At 61.3% G+C, this 16,634-nt stretch carries 18 protein-coding genes; 6 read left to right on the top strand and 12 right to left on the bottom strand.

Features of this window, described 5'->3' with window-relative positions; all coding sequences use genetic code 11:
• A partial coding sequence (locus VNT00_RS17300) for an SDR family NAD(P)-dependent oxidoreductase (RefSeq protein ID WP_325589761.1) occupies positions 1-427 on the bottom strand: 427 nt, incomplete at its 3' end.
• 188 nt (positions 428-615) lie between these two features.
• Between VNT00_RS17300 and VNT00_RS17295 the strand changes: the two genes are divergently transcribed.
• The 3 genes from VNT00_RS17295 to VNT00_RS17285 all read left to right on the top strand — a co-directional run bounded on the left by VNT00_RS17295 (position 616) and on the right by VNT00_RS17285 (position 4,496).
• Complete coding sequence (locus VNT00_RS17295) at positions 616-1,569, top strand: LysR family transcriptional regulator (RefSeq protein WP_325589759.1); 954 nt, start codon at positions 616-618, stop codon at positions 1,567-1,569.
• Positions 1,570-1,621: 52 nt separating this feature from the next.
• Positions 1,622-2,797 carry an ABC transporter substrate-binding protein gene (locus VNT00_RS17290; protein WP_325589757.1) on the top strand — a complete coding sequence of 392 codons (1,176 nt, stop codon included), beginning with the start codon at positions 1,622-1,624 and terminating at the stop codon, positions 2,795-2,797.
• Between the two features lie 196 nt (positions 2,798-2,993).
• Positions 2,994-4,496 carry an amidase gene (locus VNT00_RS17285; RefSeq protein WP_325589755.1) on the top strand — a complete coding sequence of 501 codons (1,503 nt, stop codon included), beginning with the start codon at positions 2,994-2,996 and terminating at the stop codon, positions 4,494-4,496.
• Positions 4,497-4,540: 44 nt separating this feature from the next.
• Here the strand turns inward: VNT00_RS17285 and VNT00_RS17280 are convergent, their stop codons facing one another.
• Both VNT00_RS17280 and VNT00_RS17275 read right to left on the bottom strand, forming a co-directional pair.
• A complete protein-coding gene (locus VNT00_RS17280) occupies positions 4,541-5,077 on the bottom strand; it encodes a MarR family winged helix-turn-helix transcriptional regulator (RefSeq protein ID WP_325589753.1) in 537 nt (178 codons plus the stop codon).
• Positions 5,078-5,168: 91 nt separating this feature from the next.
• Positions 5,169-6,362, bottom strand: coding sequence for a Gfo/Idh/MocA family protein (locus VNT00_RS17275; RefSeq protein WP_325589752.1), 1,194 nt, complete (start codon positions 6,360-6,362; stop codon positions 5,169-5,171).
• A gap of 233 nt (positions 6,363-6,595) precedes the next feature.
• Between VNT00_RS17275 and VNT00_RS17270 the strand changes: the two genes are divergently transcribed.
• Positions 6,596-7,858, top strand: a complete 1,263-nt coding sequence (locus VNT00_RS17270) for a Rieske 2Fe-2S domain-containing protein (protein WP_325589750.1) — start codon at positions 6,596-6,598, stop codon at positions 7,856-7,858.
• A 180-nt stretch (positions 7,859-8,038) separates the two neighbouring features.
• Positions 8,039-8,530 carry a MarR family winged helix-turn-helix transcriptional regulator gene (locus VNT00_RS17265; RefSeq protein ID WP_325589748.1) on the top strand — a complete coding sequence of 164 codons (492 nt, stop codon included), beginning with the start codon at positions 8,039-8,041 and terminating at the stop codon, positions 8,528-8,530.
• Positions 8,531-8,555: 25 nt separating this feature from the next.
• On the opposite strand, the gene VNT00_RS17260 is transcribed toward VNT00_RS17265, so the two are convergent.
• The 5 genes from VNT00_RS17260 to VNT00_RS17240 all read right to left on the bottom strand — a co-directional run bounded on the left by VNT00_RS17260 (position 8,556) and on the right by VNT00_RS17240 (position 13,544).
• Positions 8,556-9,344 (bottom strand): ABC transporter ATP-binding protein, encoded by a 789-nt coding sequence (locus tag VNT00_RS17260; protein ID WP_325589746.1) that lies wholly within the window; start codon positions 9,342-9,344, stop codon positions 8,556-8,558.
• Complete coding sequence (locus VNT00_RS17255; RefSeq protein ID WP_325589744.1) at positions 9,331-10,131, bottom strand: ABC transporter ATP-binding protein; 801 nt, start codon at positions 10,129-10,131, stop codon at positions 9,331-9,333. The genes VNT00_RS17260 and VNT00_RS17255 overlap by 14 nt, the downstream gene beginning before the upstream one ends.
• Positions 10,128-12,038, bottom strand: a complete 1,911-nt coding sequence (locus VNT00_RS17250) for an ABC transporter permease (RefSeq protein WP_325589743.1) — start codon at positions 12,036-12,038, stop codon at positions 10,128-10,130. The genes VNT00_RS17255 and VNT00_RS17250 overlap by 4 nt, the downstream gene beginning before the upstream one ends.
• A 43-nt stretch (positions 12,039-12,081) precedes the next feature.
• A complete protein-coding gene (locus tag VNT00_RS17245) occupies positions 12,082-13,260 on the bottom strand; it encodes an ABC transporter substrate-binding protein (protein ID WP_325589741.1) in 1,179 nt (392 codons plus the stop codon).
• An 86-nt stretch (positions 13,261-13,346) separates the two neighbouring features.
• A complete protein-coding gene (locus VNT00_RS17240) occupies positions 13,347-13,544 on the bottom strand; it encodes a hypothetical protein (protein WP_325589739.1) in 198 nt (65 codons plus the stop codon).
• Between the two features lie 107 nt (positions 13,545-13,651).
• On the opposite strand from VNT00_RS17240, the gene VNT00_RS17235 reads away from it, so the two are divergent.
• Complete coding sequence (locus VNT00_RS17235; RefSeq protein WP_325589737.1) at positions 13,652-14,071, top strand: acyl-CoA thioesterase; 420 nt, start codon at positions 13,652-13,654, stop codon at positions 14,069-14,071.
• 9 nt (positions 14,072-14,080) lie between these two features.
• On the opposite strand, the gene VNT00_RS17230 is transcribed toward VNT00_RS17235, so the two are convergent.
• The 4 genes from VNT00_RS17230 to VNT00_RS17215 form a co-directional block, all read right to left on the bottom strand.
• Positions 14,081-15,385 (bottom strand): type II toxin-antitoxin system HipA family toxin, encoded by a 1,305-nt coding sequence (locus tag VNT00_RS17230; protein WP_325589736.1) that lies wholly within the window; start codon positions 15,383-15,385, stop codon positions 14,081-14,083.
• Entirely contained in the window at positions 15,382-15,696 is a 315-nt protein-coding gene (locus VNT00_RS17225) for a helix-turn-helix transcriptional regulator (RefSeq protein WP_325589734.1), read from the bottom strand. The genes VNT00_RS17230 and VNT00_RS17225 overlap by 4 nt, the downstream gene beginning before the upstream one ends.
• Before the next feature lie 306 nt (positions 15,697-16,002).
• Positions 16,003-16,368: a type II toxin-antitoxin system VapC family toxin gene (locus VNT00_RS17220; protein WP_325589732.1), complete on the bottom strand. Its 366-nt coding sequence runs from the start codon at positions 16,366-16,368 to the stop codon at positions 16,003-16,005.
• On the bottom strand, positions 16,365-16,568 hold the full coding sequence (locus VNT00_RS17215) for a type II toxin-antitoxin system VapB family antitoxin (RefSeq protein WP_325589730.1): 204 nt from the start codon (positions 16,566-16,568) through the stop codon (positions 16,365-16,367). The genes VNT00_RS17220 and VNT00_RS17215 overlap by 4 nt, the downstream gene beginning before the upstream one ends.
• Positions 16,569-16,634: the final 66 nt, after the last annotated feature.

Here is a 16,634-nt window from a genome sequence, read left to right as displayed (position 1 = left end):
CCGAGGCGCGCAGCAGCGGCATGAGCGCACGGATGATGGAAAAGTGGCCGGCCACGTTGGCATTCAGGATATCGACGAAACAAGCGTAGTCCATCTCCTCCAGATTGCTGTGCGCAATGCGTTTCGTGAAGCCCGCCGAATTCACCAGGATATCCACCGTCCCGAACGCTTCCTTCAGGAAGGCGGCGACCCGCTCATGCGCGGGAATGTCGGTCAAGGGTATGTGCAGGATCCGATGGCCGCTGCCGGGCAGCTCGCGCCGCAGCTCCTCGGCCTGGGCTTCGCCCTTGTTGAAGCCGATGACGACGGTAGCGCCCTGCTCCGCCAGAAGCCGCGCACAGGCCGCGCCTATGCCGCTGCTGCCCCCGGTGACGACGGCGGTTTTCCCCGCGAGAGGCGGAGTGTTGATCTGCGGAACAGCAGTCATGTAGCACCTTTTGAACACCAAATGAATTTATTGCGCTCACGGGAAAACCCGATTTGGCGGCCGCCCGCCCGTTCGGCCTTGCGCCGCACCCATTGCGCCAGCTCCGCATGCGCGGGCTTCTTTGTATTAGAAGGCCCTGCTACTTATAATTCAAACGAAATAATTTAATTATTTGATGAAAATATCGCATGAATCCCGGACCAACGCTGAAGCAGCTCAAAGCATTCGCCGCCATCGCCGCAACGGGCAGCTTCACCGAAGCGGCCATGGCTCTGCACCTCACCCAATCCGCCATCAGTGTGCTCATCCGCGATCTGGAACAAGAACTCGGCGTACAGCTTCTGGATCGAACCACCCGCAAAGTCACGGTCACGGAAGCCGGCCACGAGCTGCTGCCTACGGCCCAAAGCATCTTCAACAACCTGGCCGCGACGGTCGAGCGCCTCAACGACATCCGGGACAAGAAAAGCGGAACCTTGCGCGTGGCCGCGCCGCAATTGATGGCCAGCACCGTGATGCCGCGGCTCATTTCGCAGTGGCTCGGCGAATACCCCGGCATCACGGTAAAGCTGCACGACACCTTGCCGGAGCGCCTGCTTTCCGTGCTGCGCGACGGCGAAGTGGAGCTGGCCATCGGCCCCGACCGCTTTCCAAGCGGGCGGGAGGCCGGCAACACCCGTGAGATCAGCGAGATTCCACTGTTTCGGGACCAGCACCAGCTGGTCTGCCCCGCGCACCACCCGCTGGCTTCCAAAAAAGTGGTTCGATGGGAAGAAACAAGCGCCTGGCCTTTCATTGCCCCCACCCGCGATGCCTTCGCCAGCCTTTCCGCCACCCTTCAAGCGCACGGCATCGCCATGGCCAAGCCCGCCCACGAGGTGTCGTACGTCACGACCGCCATGGGCATGGTGGCCAACGGCATGGGGCTGACCACCTGCCCCACGTCCTCCGAGGCTCTGGTCCACGCCCACGGCCTGGTCATGATCCCCCTCGTCAAGCCCGTGTACTATCGCCAGATATATATCTACTACATGGCGGGAAAGAGCCTGTCCCCCGCCGCCAACAGCTTCATCAAGAGCATCCAGGCCTGGGTTTCGCAAAGTCCAGAAGCAAAACCCCAGACAACCACTGGTTACTACTGATAACAAGACCCTTTAAAGTATCGTAAAGTGCTTTAACCCTAAAGGAGGTGTTATGAAGACAAAATTCTCATTGTGCGGCGGCGCGCTGGCGCTGGCATTGGCTTTTGGCGGCGTTTCAGCCGCGCATGCCGACGTAAAGATAGGTTTCATGGCAACGTTGTCAGGCCCGGCCGCGGCCCTTGGGCAAGACCAGTACGACGGCTTCATGCTGGCGGTGGACCAACTTGGCGGCAAGCTCGGCAACACGAAAACCACCATCATCAAGGAAGACGACCAGCTCAAGCCGGATCTTGGCGTCCAGAACGTGCGCAAGCTCATCGAGAAAGACCACGTCGACGTCATCACCGGCATCACCTTCTCCAACGTGCTCATGGCCATTTCCAAGCCTGTGGCCGAAGCGGGAACCTTCCTCATCAGTTCCAACGCCGGCCCGGCTCCGCTGGCGGGCAAGCAATGCAACGCCAACTTCTTCTTTACTTCCTGGCAAAACGACAACCAGGCCGAGGTCGTGGGCGAGTACGCCAACCAAAAGGGCTACAAGAACGTCTACCTCATGGCCCCCAACTACCAGTCGGGCAAAGATCAACTGGAAGGCTTCAAACGCTTCTTCAAGGGCAAGGTCGTCGGCGAGGTATACACGCAGCTCAACCAGCCGGACTACTCCGCCGAAATCGCGCAACTCCAGGCCACAGCCCCCGACGCCGTCTACGTGTTCTACCCCGGTGGCATGGGTGTGAACTTCATCAAGCAATTCCGCCAGGCCGGCATGCTGGGCAAGCAGCCTCTGCTCAGCGCCTCGACGGTCGACGGCACCACCCTGCCGGCTCTCAAGGACACCGCCCTGGGCGTCATCTCGGGAACCTTCTGGGGCCCCGACTTCGACAACCCCGTCAGCAAGAAATTCGTGGCGGACTTCGAAAAGAAATACAACCGCATTCCGTCGCAGTATGCCGCTCAGGCCTACGATTCGGCCCTGCTGATCGACAGCGCGCTGCGCAAGACCGGCGGCAAGGCCACCGACAAGGACGCCTTCCGCAAAGCCCTGAAAGCGGCGGACTTCAAGTCGGTGCGCGGCAACTTCAAGTTCGGCAACAACCATTTCCCCATCCAGGACATGTACGCCTTCGAAGTCGCCAAGGACGACAAGGGCCGCGTTTCGCTGAAAACCATAGCCAAGCCGCTGACCGACCACCAGGACGCCTATCACACCCAGTGCGCCCTGAAGTAGCCCACTGCCGGCAATCTCCGGATTGCCAATAAAAATAACAAAGCTTCCCTGCCGCCCAGGCCGCGTTTTTCGCGGCTTGCGCGGCGGGAATCATGTGCGGGCCACGCCATTCGTGGCAGAATCGCTAATAACGACAACCAAGTGCGCTGAGGCTCAAGGCGTTCTCGGGCGCACGCCGATCAAAGGAGGCTTACCTATGGCATTCTTTTTCCCCGATCAGGACGGTCTAAGGCGCGTGGGCGCCGATCTGGGCATGGATCTGACCCCCGCCGAAGCGGGCAGCTACCACGAGTTCCTCAGCGCCATCACACCGGCCCTGCGCATGATCGAGCAACTGCCCGAGCCCGCTGCCGAAATCAAATACCCGCGCACTCCCGGCCATCGGCCCGACGCCGCCGACAATCCCTGCAATGCCTGGTACTACAAGACCAGCATCAAAGGGGCGCCGCAAGGCAAGCTGGCGGGCAAGCGCATCGCCGTGAAGGACAACGTCTTCGTGGCCGGCGTCCCGCTGACCAACGGCGCCTCCATACTCGACGGCTACGTGCCTGAAACCGACGCCACCATCGTCACGCGCATGCTGGACGCCGGGGCCGAAATCGCCGGCAAATCCGTCGCCGAATACCTGTGCTTTTCCACCAGCAGCTCAACCGCTTCCACCGGTCCCGTCGAGAACCCGCGCGCACCGGGGCATACCACGGGCGGTTCCAGCAACGGCAGCGCCGCGCTGGTGGCGGCGCACGAGGTCGATATGGCCATCGGCGCCGACCAGGCCGGCTCCATCCGCATGCCGGCGTCGTTCTGCGGCATTGTGGGCCACAAGCCCACCTACGGCCTGGTGCCGTACACCGGCGTGCTGGGCATCGAATACTGCCTGGACCACGTCGGCCCCATGGCCGACACCGTCGAAGAATGCGCCCAACTGCTGGAAGTCATTGCCGGCGACGACGGCATCGACGGCCGCCAGAAAGGCGTGCGCACCCAGGCCTACACCGAAGTCCTCGGCCAGGGCGTTCGCGGCATGCGCATCGCCCTGGTCAAGGAAGGCTTCGGGCGGCCCGAGTCCGAGCCGGGGGTGGACAAGGCCGTGCGCGAAGCGGCCAAACGGCTGCAGGCGCAAGGCGCGGTGGTCGATGAAATCTCCATCCCCTGGCACAACATCGGCTCGGCGCTTTGGCTGCCCATTTGCATCGAAGGCTCGTACCACAACCTGGCCCACGCCCACGGCATGGGCTTCTACGGCGTGAACGGCGCCTACTCGCTTTCCTTCATGCGCGCCATTGCGGGCTGGCAAGAGCACATCAACGAACTGCCTCCCACCATCAAGGGCGGCCTGCTTACCGGTGCAATCTTCGCCCGCCATGGCGGAAGGCTCTACGCCAAGGCGCGCAACCTGGTCCAACGCTTGCGCGCCGAATACGACGCCCGGCTGAACCAGTACGACGCGCTGCTCATGCCCACCACAGCCATGACGGCCACGCGCCTGCTTCCCGACGACGCCTCGCCCAAAGATGTGCTGGTCGCCAGTTGGGGGCCGGTCAACAACACCTGCCCCTTCGACATTTCCGGCCATCCGGCCATTTCCGTATGCTGCGGAACCTCGGAAGACAAACCGGTCGGGCTCATGCTGGTAGGCCGCCACTTCGAGGACGCCACCCTGTTCAGGGTGGCCGATGCCGTGCATCAAAAGCTGGATTGATCAGCAGCCTCGGCGGCGGGCGGCCAGCCTCGCCCGTTGCCGCCTCAGTCCGGCCGATCCAGCAGAAGCAGCCGGCCCAGCTCGCGGGTGGAAGGAACCCGGCGGTTCTCGGATTCGTGCAGGTCTTTCTCGTCGGACGACAGGTTCTCGGCGATTTGAACCAGCACTTTCCGGGCGATCAGCACGTCTTCAAGCGCCAGCCCATTGATGGCGACGGCATTGACCTCTTCGGCCAGCGGCAGCAGGTGCTGCTTCAAGGCCCGGCCTTTTTCGGTCAGGGAAATGTAGATATTCTTCTTGTTCCCGGCTTTCTGGCTGCGGTGCACATAGCCCAGGGACTCCATGGCCTTGATGGCGGCAAACGTCGTCGGGGCGGAGGTGCCCGCCAGTTCGCTGAGCTCGCGCTGGGTCAGGCCATCGTGCTCCCACAGAATACGCAGGAAAGACCAATGCCCGAACGAAACCGAATGGTCGATCAGCCGTATCTGCAGCGCGCGCTCCATGGCCCGCCGCGCATCCTTGATCAAGTGGGCAAGGCGATCCTGGGGCACGGCGTCGCGCCAGTCTTTCTTGTTCAACATGATGTTTTTCTATCCGATTCCATAAGCCTGCGCATCCACCCGCCTATTTCCGAAGCCGCGCCAGTGGCGCGGTACGAAAGCAATTTCTCCCTCACTTTACCGCAGGAACCTGAAAGCGCATGGAAACGCCGCCCGCGCCCGCTGCCGACTGCAAAATGGCCAGGCAGACCTCGGTGGTTGCGCGGGCCCACAAGGCATCGTGCACCGGCGGCTGCCCCTGCCGCAACGCGGCCCAGATTTCATCGACGACTTCCGAGCGCGGCACGGCGCTCTTGGGCGTCGGCTCGAAGGTGATTTCGCGATCGCCGTATATCATGAGCCCCTGCGGTGTCAGCTTGATGTCGGCGCCCTCGGCGGAAACCAGCACATGGCCGAAATGCTGGTGAAACCGCGTTTCCTGGCTTGAGGGCGCCTGATAGCGCTCGCCCCCGTAGCCGCTTTCCTGCTTGAGCCTGGCCTCTTCGGCTGGCGATCCGTACCCCGCCAGCCGCTGGCGCGCCAGGTCGTGCCCGCATCGAGCCTTGCGGATCCCCATTTCTCCGATGCCATCCATCAATTCGTCGCTGTCGTAGTGCGCATAGCCGCTATAGGTAAGTGTGGCGAACGCGCCGCCCTGAAAGCCCAGCAAGGCGCCATAAGCGCCTTCGGTGGGCCGGCCGGCATCCCATCGGCCCGTGCGGGCCGTGACCGAGTCGACCATGCCGCCCATCAAGAGCCGGGCGATATCGACCTGGTGCGCGGCCTGGCTGAAAACCACGCCGCCGCCCTGCGCGGTGTCGAGCTCTTCGGGCCGGCGGGGCCGATACAAAAAATCCGTGTAATTGAACGCGTTGAGCATGCAAACCCGCCCGTAGCGGCCGGACTGGAGCAGGCGGGCGGCATGCAGCACCGGCCCATCGAAGCTATGCGAATGGCCGACCACCAGCACGGTGCCGTGCCGCCGCACAGCATCGACGATGCGTGTGCAGTCGTCCAGGTTGATGGCCATGGGCTTCTCGACCAAGATGGCCTTGCCCGCTGCCGCCGCAATCTCGGCATGCTCGGCATGGAACTGATGCGGCGAGGCGATGTATACGGCCTCCACACGGGGATCCCGGCACAATTGCCCGATATCCGGGTAGGCAGCCCCGCCGAAGTCCTGTTCGAATCGGCCGCGCGCGCCCGGCCGGGGATCGGCGGCGGCCACCAGGCGCACCCGCTCATCCGCCATGAACGTGGGCAGCATCAGAGTGAACGCGCGCCCCAACCCTACTACTCCCAAGCCGATCGCTTCTTCGTTTGCCATCCTGTTCTCGCAAAGAAAACTGCATTGATGATGGAGCGTTTATAACGCCCGCTCCCCAATCCGGCCATCCGGCGGCACTCGGACTCGAACGCGCCGCATCGCCAAGCCGCACGCCGGCATTGCATTAATGTTAGAGATCTAATAATATTAATAGTACAGGAATAAACCACGATAAGAAATTATTTTCGCTGCCGCGGGCTTGCGCCATACACCGCGCCAGCAAGGAGATAACGATGACTCCCGAGGAAAACGATCTTTTGTGCCGCGTCGCGGGCGATGCGCCCATGGGGCAGCTCATGCGGCGGCATTGGACGCCCGTGTGCCTGCTCGAGGAAGTTCCCGAGCCCGACGGCACACCGGTCCGGACACAGGTTTTCGGCGAAGAACTGGTGGTGTTCCGCAATACATCCGGCCAGATCGGCCTGATCGGCGAGCACTGTCCCCATCGCGGCGCCTCCCTGGCGCTGGGCCGCAACGAGGAAGACGGGCTGCGCTGCCTTTACCATGGCTGGAAGTTCGACATAGGCGGAAACATCCTGGAAATGGTTTCGGAACCCGCCGGCAACCGGATGGCCGCGGGCATCACGCACCCCGCCTACCCCACGCAAGAATGGGGCGGCATGGTGTGGGCCTATATGGGGCCGCCCGAGACCATGCCCGAGTTCCACCCGCCTGCCTGGGCGCCCAACGATCAGGTCAAGGTAACAATCGCCAAGGCTGTGCTGCCGTGCAACTGGGCCCAGGTGCTGGAAGGCGCCATCGACTCCGCGCATAGTTCGAGCCTGCACTCGTCGGACATGGTGCCGGCGGAAGTCAGCGGCGCCGAAGCCACCGAAAACAACTGGCTTCGCCCTTCCACCGACAAAGCGCCCCGCATGCAGATCGACCGGACCGGCTACGGCTTCCGCTACGCAGCCATCCGCAAGCCCATACACAATGCCGACGTCAACGACTACGTGCGCTCGACCGTCTTTGTCGCGCCCTCTACCGCCTTGATTCCGCCCAACAATCTGTACAACGTCGCCAACATCAACGTGCCCGCAAACGACACGACAACCGTGTTCTATTTCATCGCCTGGGGCCAGCCGTCGCAAACGCCCGATACCGCCGCGTGGCGCAAGTTCCTGGGACAAACGGTGGGCGTGGACCTGGACGACGACTACCGCCCCCTGCGCAATCGCGACAACCATTATTGGCAGGATCGGCAGGCCATGAAGGCGGGCAACTTCACCGGCATTACGGGCTTTCCGAACCAGGACATTGCCATGTGGACCACCATGGGCCCCATGGCCGACCGAAGCCACGACCACCTTGGCGCCAGCGACATCGCCGTCGTGGAGTTCCGCAAGCAGATGCTGAAGGCCGTCCAGGCGTTCCAGGACACAGGCAAAGCCATAGGCACCGGCGCCGATGCGATTCCCGCGGATGTCTGTTCCTTCCAGACCATGGTGCCCAAAGGGAAAGACTGGAGATCCTTTCGCGTCGCCCCCGTGTGAACAAGCCCGCACTGAGCCGGCCGCGACACGGCGCCTCTGCGGCGCGCGCTTTTTTCGCAAGGCGGCCTGGCATCGCGGTACACTTGCGCCAATGTGCCGCCTGGCCGATTCGCGCAGGCGAATTCGAATTGGCCAAGCCGCGCACTCGGCAATCCCGCCGGTCGGCAACCAGCCATGGGCATGAGCGCAAAAGACCAAAACCCTTCCCCGAGCAGCGTCGAGCTACCGTTGTCGCGAAGCGTGGGCTATCAAATCCGCACCACGCACCGGCTGATCCAGCGCTATCTGCAGCTTCGCATCCACCCGCACCGGGTGACGCTGGGCATGTGGTATTTTTTGCGGGTGCTCTGGAACGAAGACGGGCTCACGCAGCGCGAGCTTTCGAACCGCGTCGGCGCCATGGAACCGACCACCCTCAGCGCCATTCTGTCGATGGAGAACCGGGGCCTCGTCAAACGGGTCCGGGACAGCCATGACCGGCGCAAGTGGAACATCTTCCTCACCAGCAAGGGCCGCAAGCTCAAAGACCTGACGCTGCCTCTGGCCGCCGACGTCGTCAACGAAGCCGTTGCCGGGTTCTCCGAACAGGAAATCGATTTGCTGCTCAAGCTGCTGGGAGCCATTCAGAGCAATATCGGGGCGCGGCTCGACGAGTTCGACACCCAGGACTGACCGCCCCACCCTCAGGCTCAACACGCTAGCGAATCAGCGCCGCAAGCTTCGCCGCCATCGGCCCGGAACGTTCCGACAACGCTTTGGCCCCGCCCGCGCCGGCGCCAAGATATTTCTCGACGATGTCCGGCGACCGCAAAAGATCTTTGGCGGGGCCGGACATGGTCAGGCGCCCGTTCTCGACCACGTAGCCGCGATCGGCGATGGCCAGCGCCTGGCGCGCATTCTGCTCGGCAAGCAGAATCGTCAGCCCTTCGTCCCGCAGCCTTTCGATCAGCTTGAATATCTCGGCCACCAGCAAGGGCGCCACGCCCAGCGAGGGTTCGTCCAGGATGAGCAGGCGCGGCCCCGACATCAGGCCGCGCGCGATGGCCAGCAGTTGCTGCTGGCCGCCGGAAAAATTGCCGGCCGTATGATCGAAGCGCTCGCGCAGAATTGGAAACAGCCCGCACACCCGCTCGAGCCGCGCAGCCTCGGCCTCTTTGCCGCTATCCGCCGCCCCGTAGCCGCCCAGCCGCAGGTTCTCGGCCACGGTCATGCCCAGGAAAATCTGGCGGCCCTCCGGCACATGGGAAATGCCCAGCGTAAGCCGTTCCGCCGGCGAGAGCCCGGTAATGGGCTTGCCCTCGAGCAGTATCTCGCCCTGGCGCGCATGCATCACACCCGAAATGCTTCTCACCAGGGTGGACTTGCCCGCGCCGTTGGCGCCGACCAAGGTCACGATCTCTCCCTTGGAGAGGGTGAGGTCGACATCGTGCAACACGTTCGCATGCGAATAGCCGGCGGATACATTGCGCAACTCAAGCAGTGGCATGATCTTCCCGTCCAAGATAAGCCTGAATCACTCTTTCGTTGTGCTGGATCTCGGCGGGAGTCCCCCGGCCGATAACCGCGCCGGCATCCAGCACCACCACCTGGTCGGCAACGCCCATGACCAGCCCCATATTGTGCTCGACCAGCAGAACCGGCACGCCGCTGGCGCGAACCGCCTTGAGCAATACCGCCAGATCCTCGGTTTCCCGGTCGTTGAGGCCGGCAGCGGGTTCGTCCAGGCAAAGCAGCCGCGGCTGGCTCATCAGGGCGCGAACGACTTCAAGCAGCTTCTGCGCGCCCATGGGCAGATCGACGGCATGGGTATCGCGCTCTTTCAGCAGGTCCACCAGATCCAGCAGGCCTTCGGCCCGGCGCCGAAGATCGGCCTCTTCCCTCCGGCTCGACCGCCCCCAAAAGAACTGGGACAGCGGCGCGCTTTTCAAAAGGCGATGCCGCCCCATCAGCACATTCTCGAGCACGGTCATGCCGGGAAATACGCGCGCCGATTGATACGTGCGTATCAGCCCCGCTTGAGCCACCTGGATGGGGCTCAGCCCCTTGATGTCCCGTCCGTCGAAGCGAACCTCCCCCTCGTAGGGGAAGATATTCGTCATCAGATTGAAGACCGTGGTCTTGCCCGCGCCGTTCGGGCCGATGAGCGCCGTGATCTCGCCTTCCCGCGCGTCGAACGTCACGTCCGACGCGGCGCGAACCCCGCCAAACGATTTGGACAGCCCCCGTACCGACAACACACACGGCCCTTGAACGGAATCAACCGGATTGCTCATGCGGCCCTCCTTCCGGACGTATCCAGCGCCGCCTCCGATGGCCCGGAACGGGAAGTCCAGCGCACCAGGCGCTCGGCGAACGCGCCATAAATACCTTGGGGCAGGTACAGGAAGCACACGATCAGCAACAAGCCGCTGGCCAGGGTCTTGTAGTAGGCAAGCGACTGGAAGATGGTGGGCAGCAGCGTCAGCAAAATACAGCCGAACAGCGAACCCACCAAGGTGCCCTCGCCGCCGATGACCATCATGGAAACCAGCTCGAAAGACTTGTTCACGCCCACCATGTCGGGCGAAAGAAAATTGAACGAGAACGCGTACAGGCTGCCGCTGAGCGACGCCAGCACGGCGCTGATGGAAAACACGGCCAGCTTGTGGCGGACCACATTGACGCCCAGCGCGCCGGCCGCCATCTGGTCGGTGCGGATGGCGATGATCGCGCGGCCGAAGCGCGACCTGAGCCCACCGAACAACAGCAACAGCACAATGACGCTCACCCCCACGGCCAGGTAATACATGGACACGGGTGTATCGAAATCGAAGCCCGCCATCGAGAACGACGGCACGCCGACGAGCCCGGAGGGTCCGCCGGTAATGTCGATGAACCCCACGGCGCAGGAATCGACGAGCAGGGAAAACGCCAGCGTCGCAAGCGCCAGGTACAAGCCCCGCAAGCGCAATGTCACTACCGCCAGGACCAGGGCGCACACCAGCGACAACCCCATGCCGGCCAGAATGCCCAGCAAAGGATGGACATCGTAATTGATGACCAGGTAGCCGGCCGTGTAGCCGCCTATGGCCATGAACCCGGCGTGCCCCAGGCTTACCTGGCCGCAATACCCCATGAGCAGGTCGAGCCCGATCAGGGCGATGAACTGGATGGCCGCGATGGTGAGACTGCTCATGACCCCGCGGGAGGTAATGAAATGCGGCAAGGCCAGGGCAATGACCAGCCCCGCCACCGCAAGCCATATCGCCGTCCTGGGAGGAAAGCGCAACAAATGCCCCTGCACGCGCTTTTCGTCGCGCACGTCGAGGCGCCGCACCACCTTCGAACGGATCAGCCCGCCGGGCCGCCACACCAGGACGCCAAGCAGAATCAGCAGCGCAATGGCGCTGCTGAAAAGCGAGGACACATAGGCCGTGGCCAATTGCGTGGCCAGCCCCAGCAGCAGCCCCCCCACCAGCGCCCCCGCCGAGGAGGACAAGCCGCCGATGACCACGGCGATGAAGCCCGAAATCGTGAAAAGCCGGCCGATATCGAATTGCAGCGTCGTGGTGGGCGCAACCACCACGCCGGCAATGGCGGCCAGCGCGGTGGCCAGCATGAAGCTCAACACCGTGACGCGGGGCACGTTCACCCCCACGAGGCTTGCCGCGACGGGATTCTCCGAACAGGCCCGCAAAGCGCGGCCCAGCCTGGTATGCCCGATCAAATACCACAGCCCGGCCAGCACCACGGCCACCGTCGCCAGCACCCAGAAGTCCTGGGTCGGAATGCGCACGCTGCCGATCGAGATCGGATTCTGGCCCGAAAAAGGCGGAGGCGCATACGGCTGGCTGCCCCACACGATAAACGACAACCCCTCCAGCAGCGTCAGCATGCCGACCGTGATCATCAGGACATTGGAATTGGAAAGCCGGCTCAGGGCCGGCACGAATGTCACGGCGCCAAGCACCGTCCCGAAAATGGTCGTCAGCACGACGGCCAGGGGCAAGCCCACAATCGGCGGCATGCCCAGCGTTTCCGTGAACGTGAACCCGGCCAGCGCGCTTACGATGACGAAGCCGCCCTGGGCAAGGCTGATCGCGCCGGTGACCCGATAGACAATCGAGAAACCCAGCGCGATCAACGCGTAAATTGCCCCAACCACCAGCCCGTCGACACAGATCTGAATAAACTCAATCATTGTTCAGAACCTTCGACTTTGTTTTTATGAATGGGCTGCTTTTTTACAGTGCTCCGCCACCGGCCTTGCTGACGACGGCCCATTTGTCGGCCTTGACGTCCCAGCGCGTCACCACGACGTTGGCAGGCCCAAGGCCCCGCTGCGGGAATTTCTTGAAGTCGTAGATACCGTTGATGCCGGCAAAGCCCTGCAGCCCGGCCAGATGCTTGCGCAGGTCTTCGGTCGTTGCATTCTTGGGCAGCGCCTTCAAGGCCTCCACCACCAACAGGGCCGGATCCCAGGCGAAGGTGGACGGGCCGTCCGGCTTGACGTTTGCCTTGGCATACGCGTCGAAGAACGCCTTCTTGGCGGCCGCGACATTGTCGGCGACTTTCAACAGATCGGACTCGGGCCATTCGGGCGACGGAATGTAAAGATCCTTCGGCAGGAAATCGGCATATTGCTTCATCTGCTCGTAAGTCATGTTGCCGTCCGTGGTGGCGATGGGAACATTCAGCCCCGCGTCCTTGATGGCCTTGAAAACCGTGCCGATCGGCCCGCCGGTGGACCACGCGATGACCACATCGGGATTGGCGCCCTTGATGCGCTGTATCTGGGCCGAAGCGCTCATGTCCTTGGTGTTGAACTGCTGGTCGGCCACAATGGAAAGCTTGCCGAACTTGCCGGAGTCCATGAGTTCCTGGATGTTCCGGTGCGCGTCTTGCCCGGTCGCGTCGGTAGACGTAAGCAAGCCGATCTTGGTCCATCCCTTGTCGCTGAAATACTGCAGCAGGCCTTGCGCCAGCGCCTTGGTCGAAATGCTGGAACTGAACACATAGCTGCCGCTTTTCGGGTACAGAGACGGCGAAAAACAGTAATTGACCGGCCCTTTCGCCTTGAACAGCGGCGCCATGGCATTGCACACCGACGAAATCGCCGACCCCAGCACGACCACCGGATTGCCGGCCTTGATCTGGTTGACCATGGGAACGGCAACCTGCGGGTGGGTTTGATCGTCGTGAAAGACAAAATTGATCTTGCGGCCGTGAATGCCGCCCTTCTCGTTCTCCACTTTTTGCAGCAACTGGAGCGCCGTCTGCTCTCCCTTGCCCAGGAACGCCGCACCGCCCGTCAAGGGCAGGACCACGTCGATATCGTAGGTATCGGCGGCTTGCGCCCGGCCCGAACCCGCCACCACCAGCAACGCGCATGCCAGAGCGCTTAGATAATTACTTAGTTTCAAAACTAATTCTCCTTTGAGTCTTGTTTTCTAATATTTTTTTCTTCTTCCACCGGAACTGTCAGCCTTGAAAACGAGCAGCCCGGGAATCAAGCTTCGAAACCAGCTTCGGCGACCGCCGCAGCCTGACCGGCAAGCAAAAAACAGCCGGCAAATAAAATGAATTCGCGCTGCGGGAACTGCTTGTTTTGTTTTTGAAGCTTACTGCCGCCATGGCAAATCCGCAATAGGCCGGGCTGCCCGAATCCGGGAAAACACCAGCGCGCCGCCGCTGCCGCCGCGGGCAAGCGCCAGGCTCGGCGCAACGCGGATTCGCCGGGTTTGTTGATAAGATGCGGGTGTGGCGGCTCCCCCCGGCAACCCTATTTTTATTCATATAACAAGCAAAAACACCATGCGAACCTATCGATACGAACGCACCCTGCAATGGAGCGAGTGCGACCCGGCCGGCATTATCTTTTTCCCAAACTACGCAATCTGGATGGTCGACGGCCTGACCAAGATGCTCACGTCCCTTGGCATCGACGTGCACGCGGTCATCGGCCCCGAAACCCGCCACGGCCTGCCCTCGGTTCAGCTCTCGATGCAGTTCATCAAGGCCCCGCAGCTTCTCGACCAGGTCACCCACGAAATCCACATCGAAAAGATCGGCGGCACATCCATCACCGTCAGGCACCGCATTTATCAAGGCGAAACGCTTTGCATGGAAGCCACCGAGACCCGGGTCTGGGCCTCCTACTCGCTGACCTATCCGCCAACGCTGGCGGCGGTTACCGTGCCCGATGATGTGCGGGAGATTCTTTCCCAAGCCTGAAACGCTTCGCTATAGGTACGTCGTCAGCGACAAGCCACGGTTCAGCCTGCGGTTTACCTCTCGGCGCATTGCCGGTGGCGCATCGCGCAACACGCCAGGCCAATCAGCCTGCGCCTGGCGAACACACGCCTTGGCAATCTGCAGCACCCGGCTGCGGCGCGCGACCCCAGCCTGCGCGAGCAGATCTTCCAGTTGGCGCCACGTGAGTTCGTGCAACTTGGCGTCAATGGCACGATTGATTCCATAGTCGGCATCGGGCGCTTCGGAAAAGAAGGAGCTCACACTCACCGGGTCATAGAGTGGCGCCAATGCCGGTGTCACGCCATCTTTATAAAGCAATGACCAGTTCTTTAGATGGGCATCGGTATTGCCCATCAGGATGAACGCCACGTACCGATTCACGAACTCTTGCACATCGTGCACCGGCCTGGCCGACAATTGATCCAGAATGCGCGCCATGGCTACAAAGTCGGGCTCAAGCCCCTTTCCATACTTATGTCTTGGCTCGTAACCAAGCACCTGGGCAAATTCCTCCATGTGAATTCGACTTCCATCGGCGCCACGGTCAAATCGCCTGACTGCAAGAATTTCGGGGAACGGCACGGTCTCCGAAAGCTCCGCGTCTTTGGGGGAGATGACTTCGGCCTGCGCGCAGTCGAGCCCCAATACTTGCATCAACTGATAGCCGACATACTCGTTTCGCACCAGATCAGGATGCCGTGTGGACGGCAGCTTCAAGATAAACGAGCCCGTCTGGCCATATCGGCGAACCGTATAGCGACGCCCATCGCGAATCGCCGAAAACTTGGTCACAACGCCCGGAATGGCGGCGGCGTCTTCCACAGGCAGCTCGACAAAGCCCGGCTCCAATACGTCCAGACCCAAGGATGTGTGCCACAAGCGCACAGGATCGGGAATTCCTTCGTCAAGCGGAACCGGCTCGACCTCGATGCCTCCCATGAGGTCGTGACCCGCAGCAGCCAGTAGCTCGAATTCATCGTCGACCCGACAGCCTCTTTCGCGTGCAAGCCGCTCCCGGTTATGTCCCTCCGGCAGTAGATTCTGAAAAAAAGCAGGCCATTTACCATCGTTCCGCACCAGCCGGACATCTCGCATTGCAGTCAGGATGGCCTGTGTACGCACCTCATCCGCCCCTTGATAACTCAGCGACAGAAGCGGGCGATTTTCGTCCTGAATATAGTTCCGGTCGAAGGACACTCGTAGCACATCGCCATATTGCGAAAGGTATCCGATGGCTCGCTTGCCATGCGGGCCATGCAGGTACAGCCGAAGATATCGGATGAACGTACTCATCTCCCACCGGAATTGGAAAGCAGATCGTCCACCACGGAGGTTGGCGCATCGACCCCCACGGGCTGGCCAAGCGCCCGCCCCCCGGAGCGCACAAAGGCTTCCAGGTCTTGCCGCAACGCGCGGGGAACCAGCATGAGCTCCATTCCCATTGCTCGGGCCAGCACAATAAGCGACGACAACCGCGGATCGGTAGTACCCGCTTCCATCTTCTGCACGGCCATGCGGCTCAAGCCCGCCAAGTCGGCAAGCTCCGACTGGCTTAGCTTTCTGGCCTGGCGGGCTTCAGCATATTCGGTAAGCAATTGAGCCATTGTTCGCTCTCATTGTCATATAGTTATCTTTATTATATAAAAGCTAATTAAAGATAGCATATTTATCTCATCGTAATAAAATATAGATAATAATAGTTATCTTTCTTACTTAAAAGATAACTATTATTATCCTATCTACAGAACCATCCAATCTCACTATTGCCAGCTTGTCACACTCAAACGCATCGGGCGCACAGATACCGGGCGTATCGACTCAAGCTGGACGGCCAGGGCAAGATAGAGCCCTTGCTGTAGTGCGATTGCCAAAGTTCTAGAGTGTGTCCGGTCTGTGCGAATCGCAGCAGATCACAGCTTGACGCCGACGCGATCGGCAATGCCGCTCAATCGCTTGTCCAGCGTCCAGAGTTTGGTGTCAGCAGTCAGCAGTGCGGAAGCCACCAGCAGCATATCGATCAGCCCGCAGCCTAAACCATACAGTTGCCTGCTTTCCATCAACATCATGGCTTCTTCAATGGTTGCTTGTTGGCTCTGGCGCAAGCTCGCTAGATCCGCCAGGGTCTGTTGGCGATTGGGGGGAGTCCTGCAGGCAATTTCTCCGACAACCAGCGGGTGTGTCAATACCAGATCGCGTTCGAGCAAGTGAACGAGAGCGCTATTATGACGTTTGAAGTGATCTACCCAGACCGAGGTGTCGACCAGCACACCGCTCATGAGGCGACAGGCTCACGCCGACGGGGAATGCTTTGCATTTCAGGGCTCTTGGCACCCAATCGTGCCAGCCTTTTGGCGGACTGCACACGGACAAATGTTTTGACAGCCTCGCGAAACAGGTCTGATTTGTCCATTCCGGGATCCGCAGCCTCAAGCGCCCGCTGGTAAAGTTCGTCGTCGATAGTCACAGTCGTTCGCATGGCAGCCCCCATTTAAAGCATCAAATATGAATCAATCTTACATCAGTTATATCACCAAAAAATAAA

Source organism: Eoetvoesiella sp. (genome assembly GCF_035555955.1).
Classification (GTDB): Bacteria; Pseudomonadota; Gammaproteobacteria; order Burkholderiales; family Burkholderiaceae_B; genus Eoetvoesia.
Note: the sequence above shows the minus strand (reverse complement) of the source record. Positions and strands in the feature narration are given on the sequence as shown.

Excerpts from the sequence above, each read along its gene's own strand:
- VNT00_RS17295 (WP_325589759.1), top strand. The coding sequence starts at position 616 with ATGAATCCCGGACCAACGCTGAAGCAGCTCAAAGCATTCGCCGCCATC.
- VNT00_RS17290 (WP_325589757.1), top strand. The coding sequence starts at position 1,622 with ATGAAGACAAAATTCTCATTGTGCGGCGGCGCGCTGGCGCTGGCATTG.
- VNT00_RS17285 (WP_325589755.1), top strand. The coding sequence starts at position 2,994 with ATGGCATTCTTTTTCCCCGATCAGGACGGTCTAAGGCGCGTGGGCGCC.
- VNT00_RS17280 (WP_325589753.1), bottom strand. The coding sequence starts at position 5,077 with ATGTTGAACAAGAAAGACTGGCGCGACGCCGTGCCCCAGGATCGCCTT.
- VNT00_RS17275 (WP_325589752.1), bottom strand. The coding sequence starts at position 6,362 with ATGGCAAACGAAGAAGCGATCGGCTTGGGAGTAGTAGGGTTGGGGCGC.
- VNT00_RS17270 (WP_325589750.1), top strand. The coding sequence starts at position 6,596 with ATGACTCCCGAGGAAAACGATCTTTTGTGCCGCGTCGCGGGCGATGCG.
- VNT00_RS17265 (WP_325589748.1), top strand. The coding sequence starts at position 8,039 with ATGAGCGCAAAAGACCAAAACCCTTCCCCGAGCAGCGTCGAGCTACCG.
- VNT00_RS17260 (WP_325589746.1), bottom strand. The coding sequence starts at position 9,344 with ATGCCACTGCTTGAGTTGCGCAATGTATCCGCCGGCTATTCGCATGCG.
- VNT00_RS17255 (WP_325589744.1), bottom strand. The coding sequence starts at position 10,131 with ATGAGCAATCCGGTTGATTCCGTTCAAGGGCCGTGTGTGTTGTCGGTA.
- VNT00_RS17250 (WP_325589743.1), bottom strand. The coding sequence starts at position 12,038 with ATGATTGAGTTTATTCAGATCTGTGTCGACGGGCTGGTGGTTGGGGCA.
- VNT00_RS17235 (WP_325589737.1), top strand. The coding sequence starts at position 13,652 with ATGCGAACCTATCGATACGAACGCACCCTGCAATGGAGCGAGTGCGAC.
- VNT00_RS17230 (WP_325589736.1), bottom strand. The coding sequence starts at position 15,385 with ATGAGTACGTTCATCCGATATCTTCGGCTGTACCTGCATGGCCCGCAT.
- VNT00_RS17225 (WP_325589734.1), bottom strand. The coding sequence starts at position 15,696 with ATGGCTCAATTGCTTACCGAATATGCTGAAGCCCGCCAGGCCAGAAAG.
- VNT00_RS17220 (WP_325589732.1), bottom strand. The coding sequence starts at position 16,368 with ATGAGCGGTGTGCTGGTCGACACCTCGGTCTGGGTAGATCACTTCAAA.
- VNT00_RS17215 (WP_325589730.1), bottom strand. The coding sequence starts at position 16,568 with ATGCGAACGACTGTGACTATCGACGACGAACTTTACCAGCGGGCGCTT.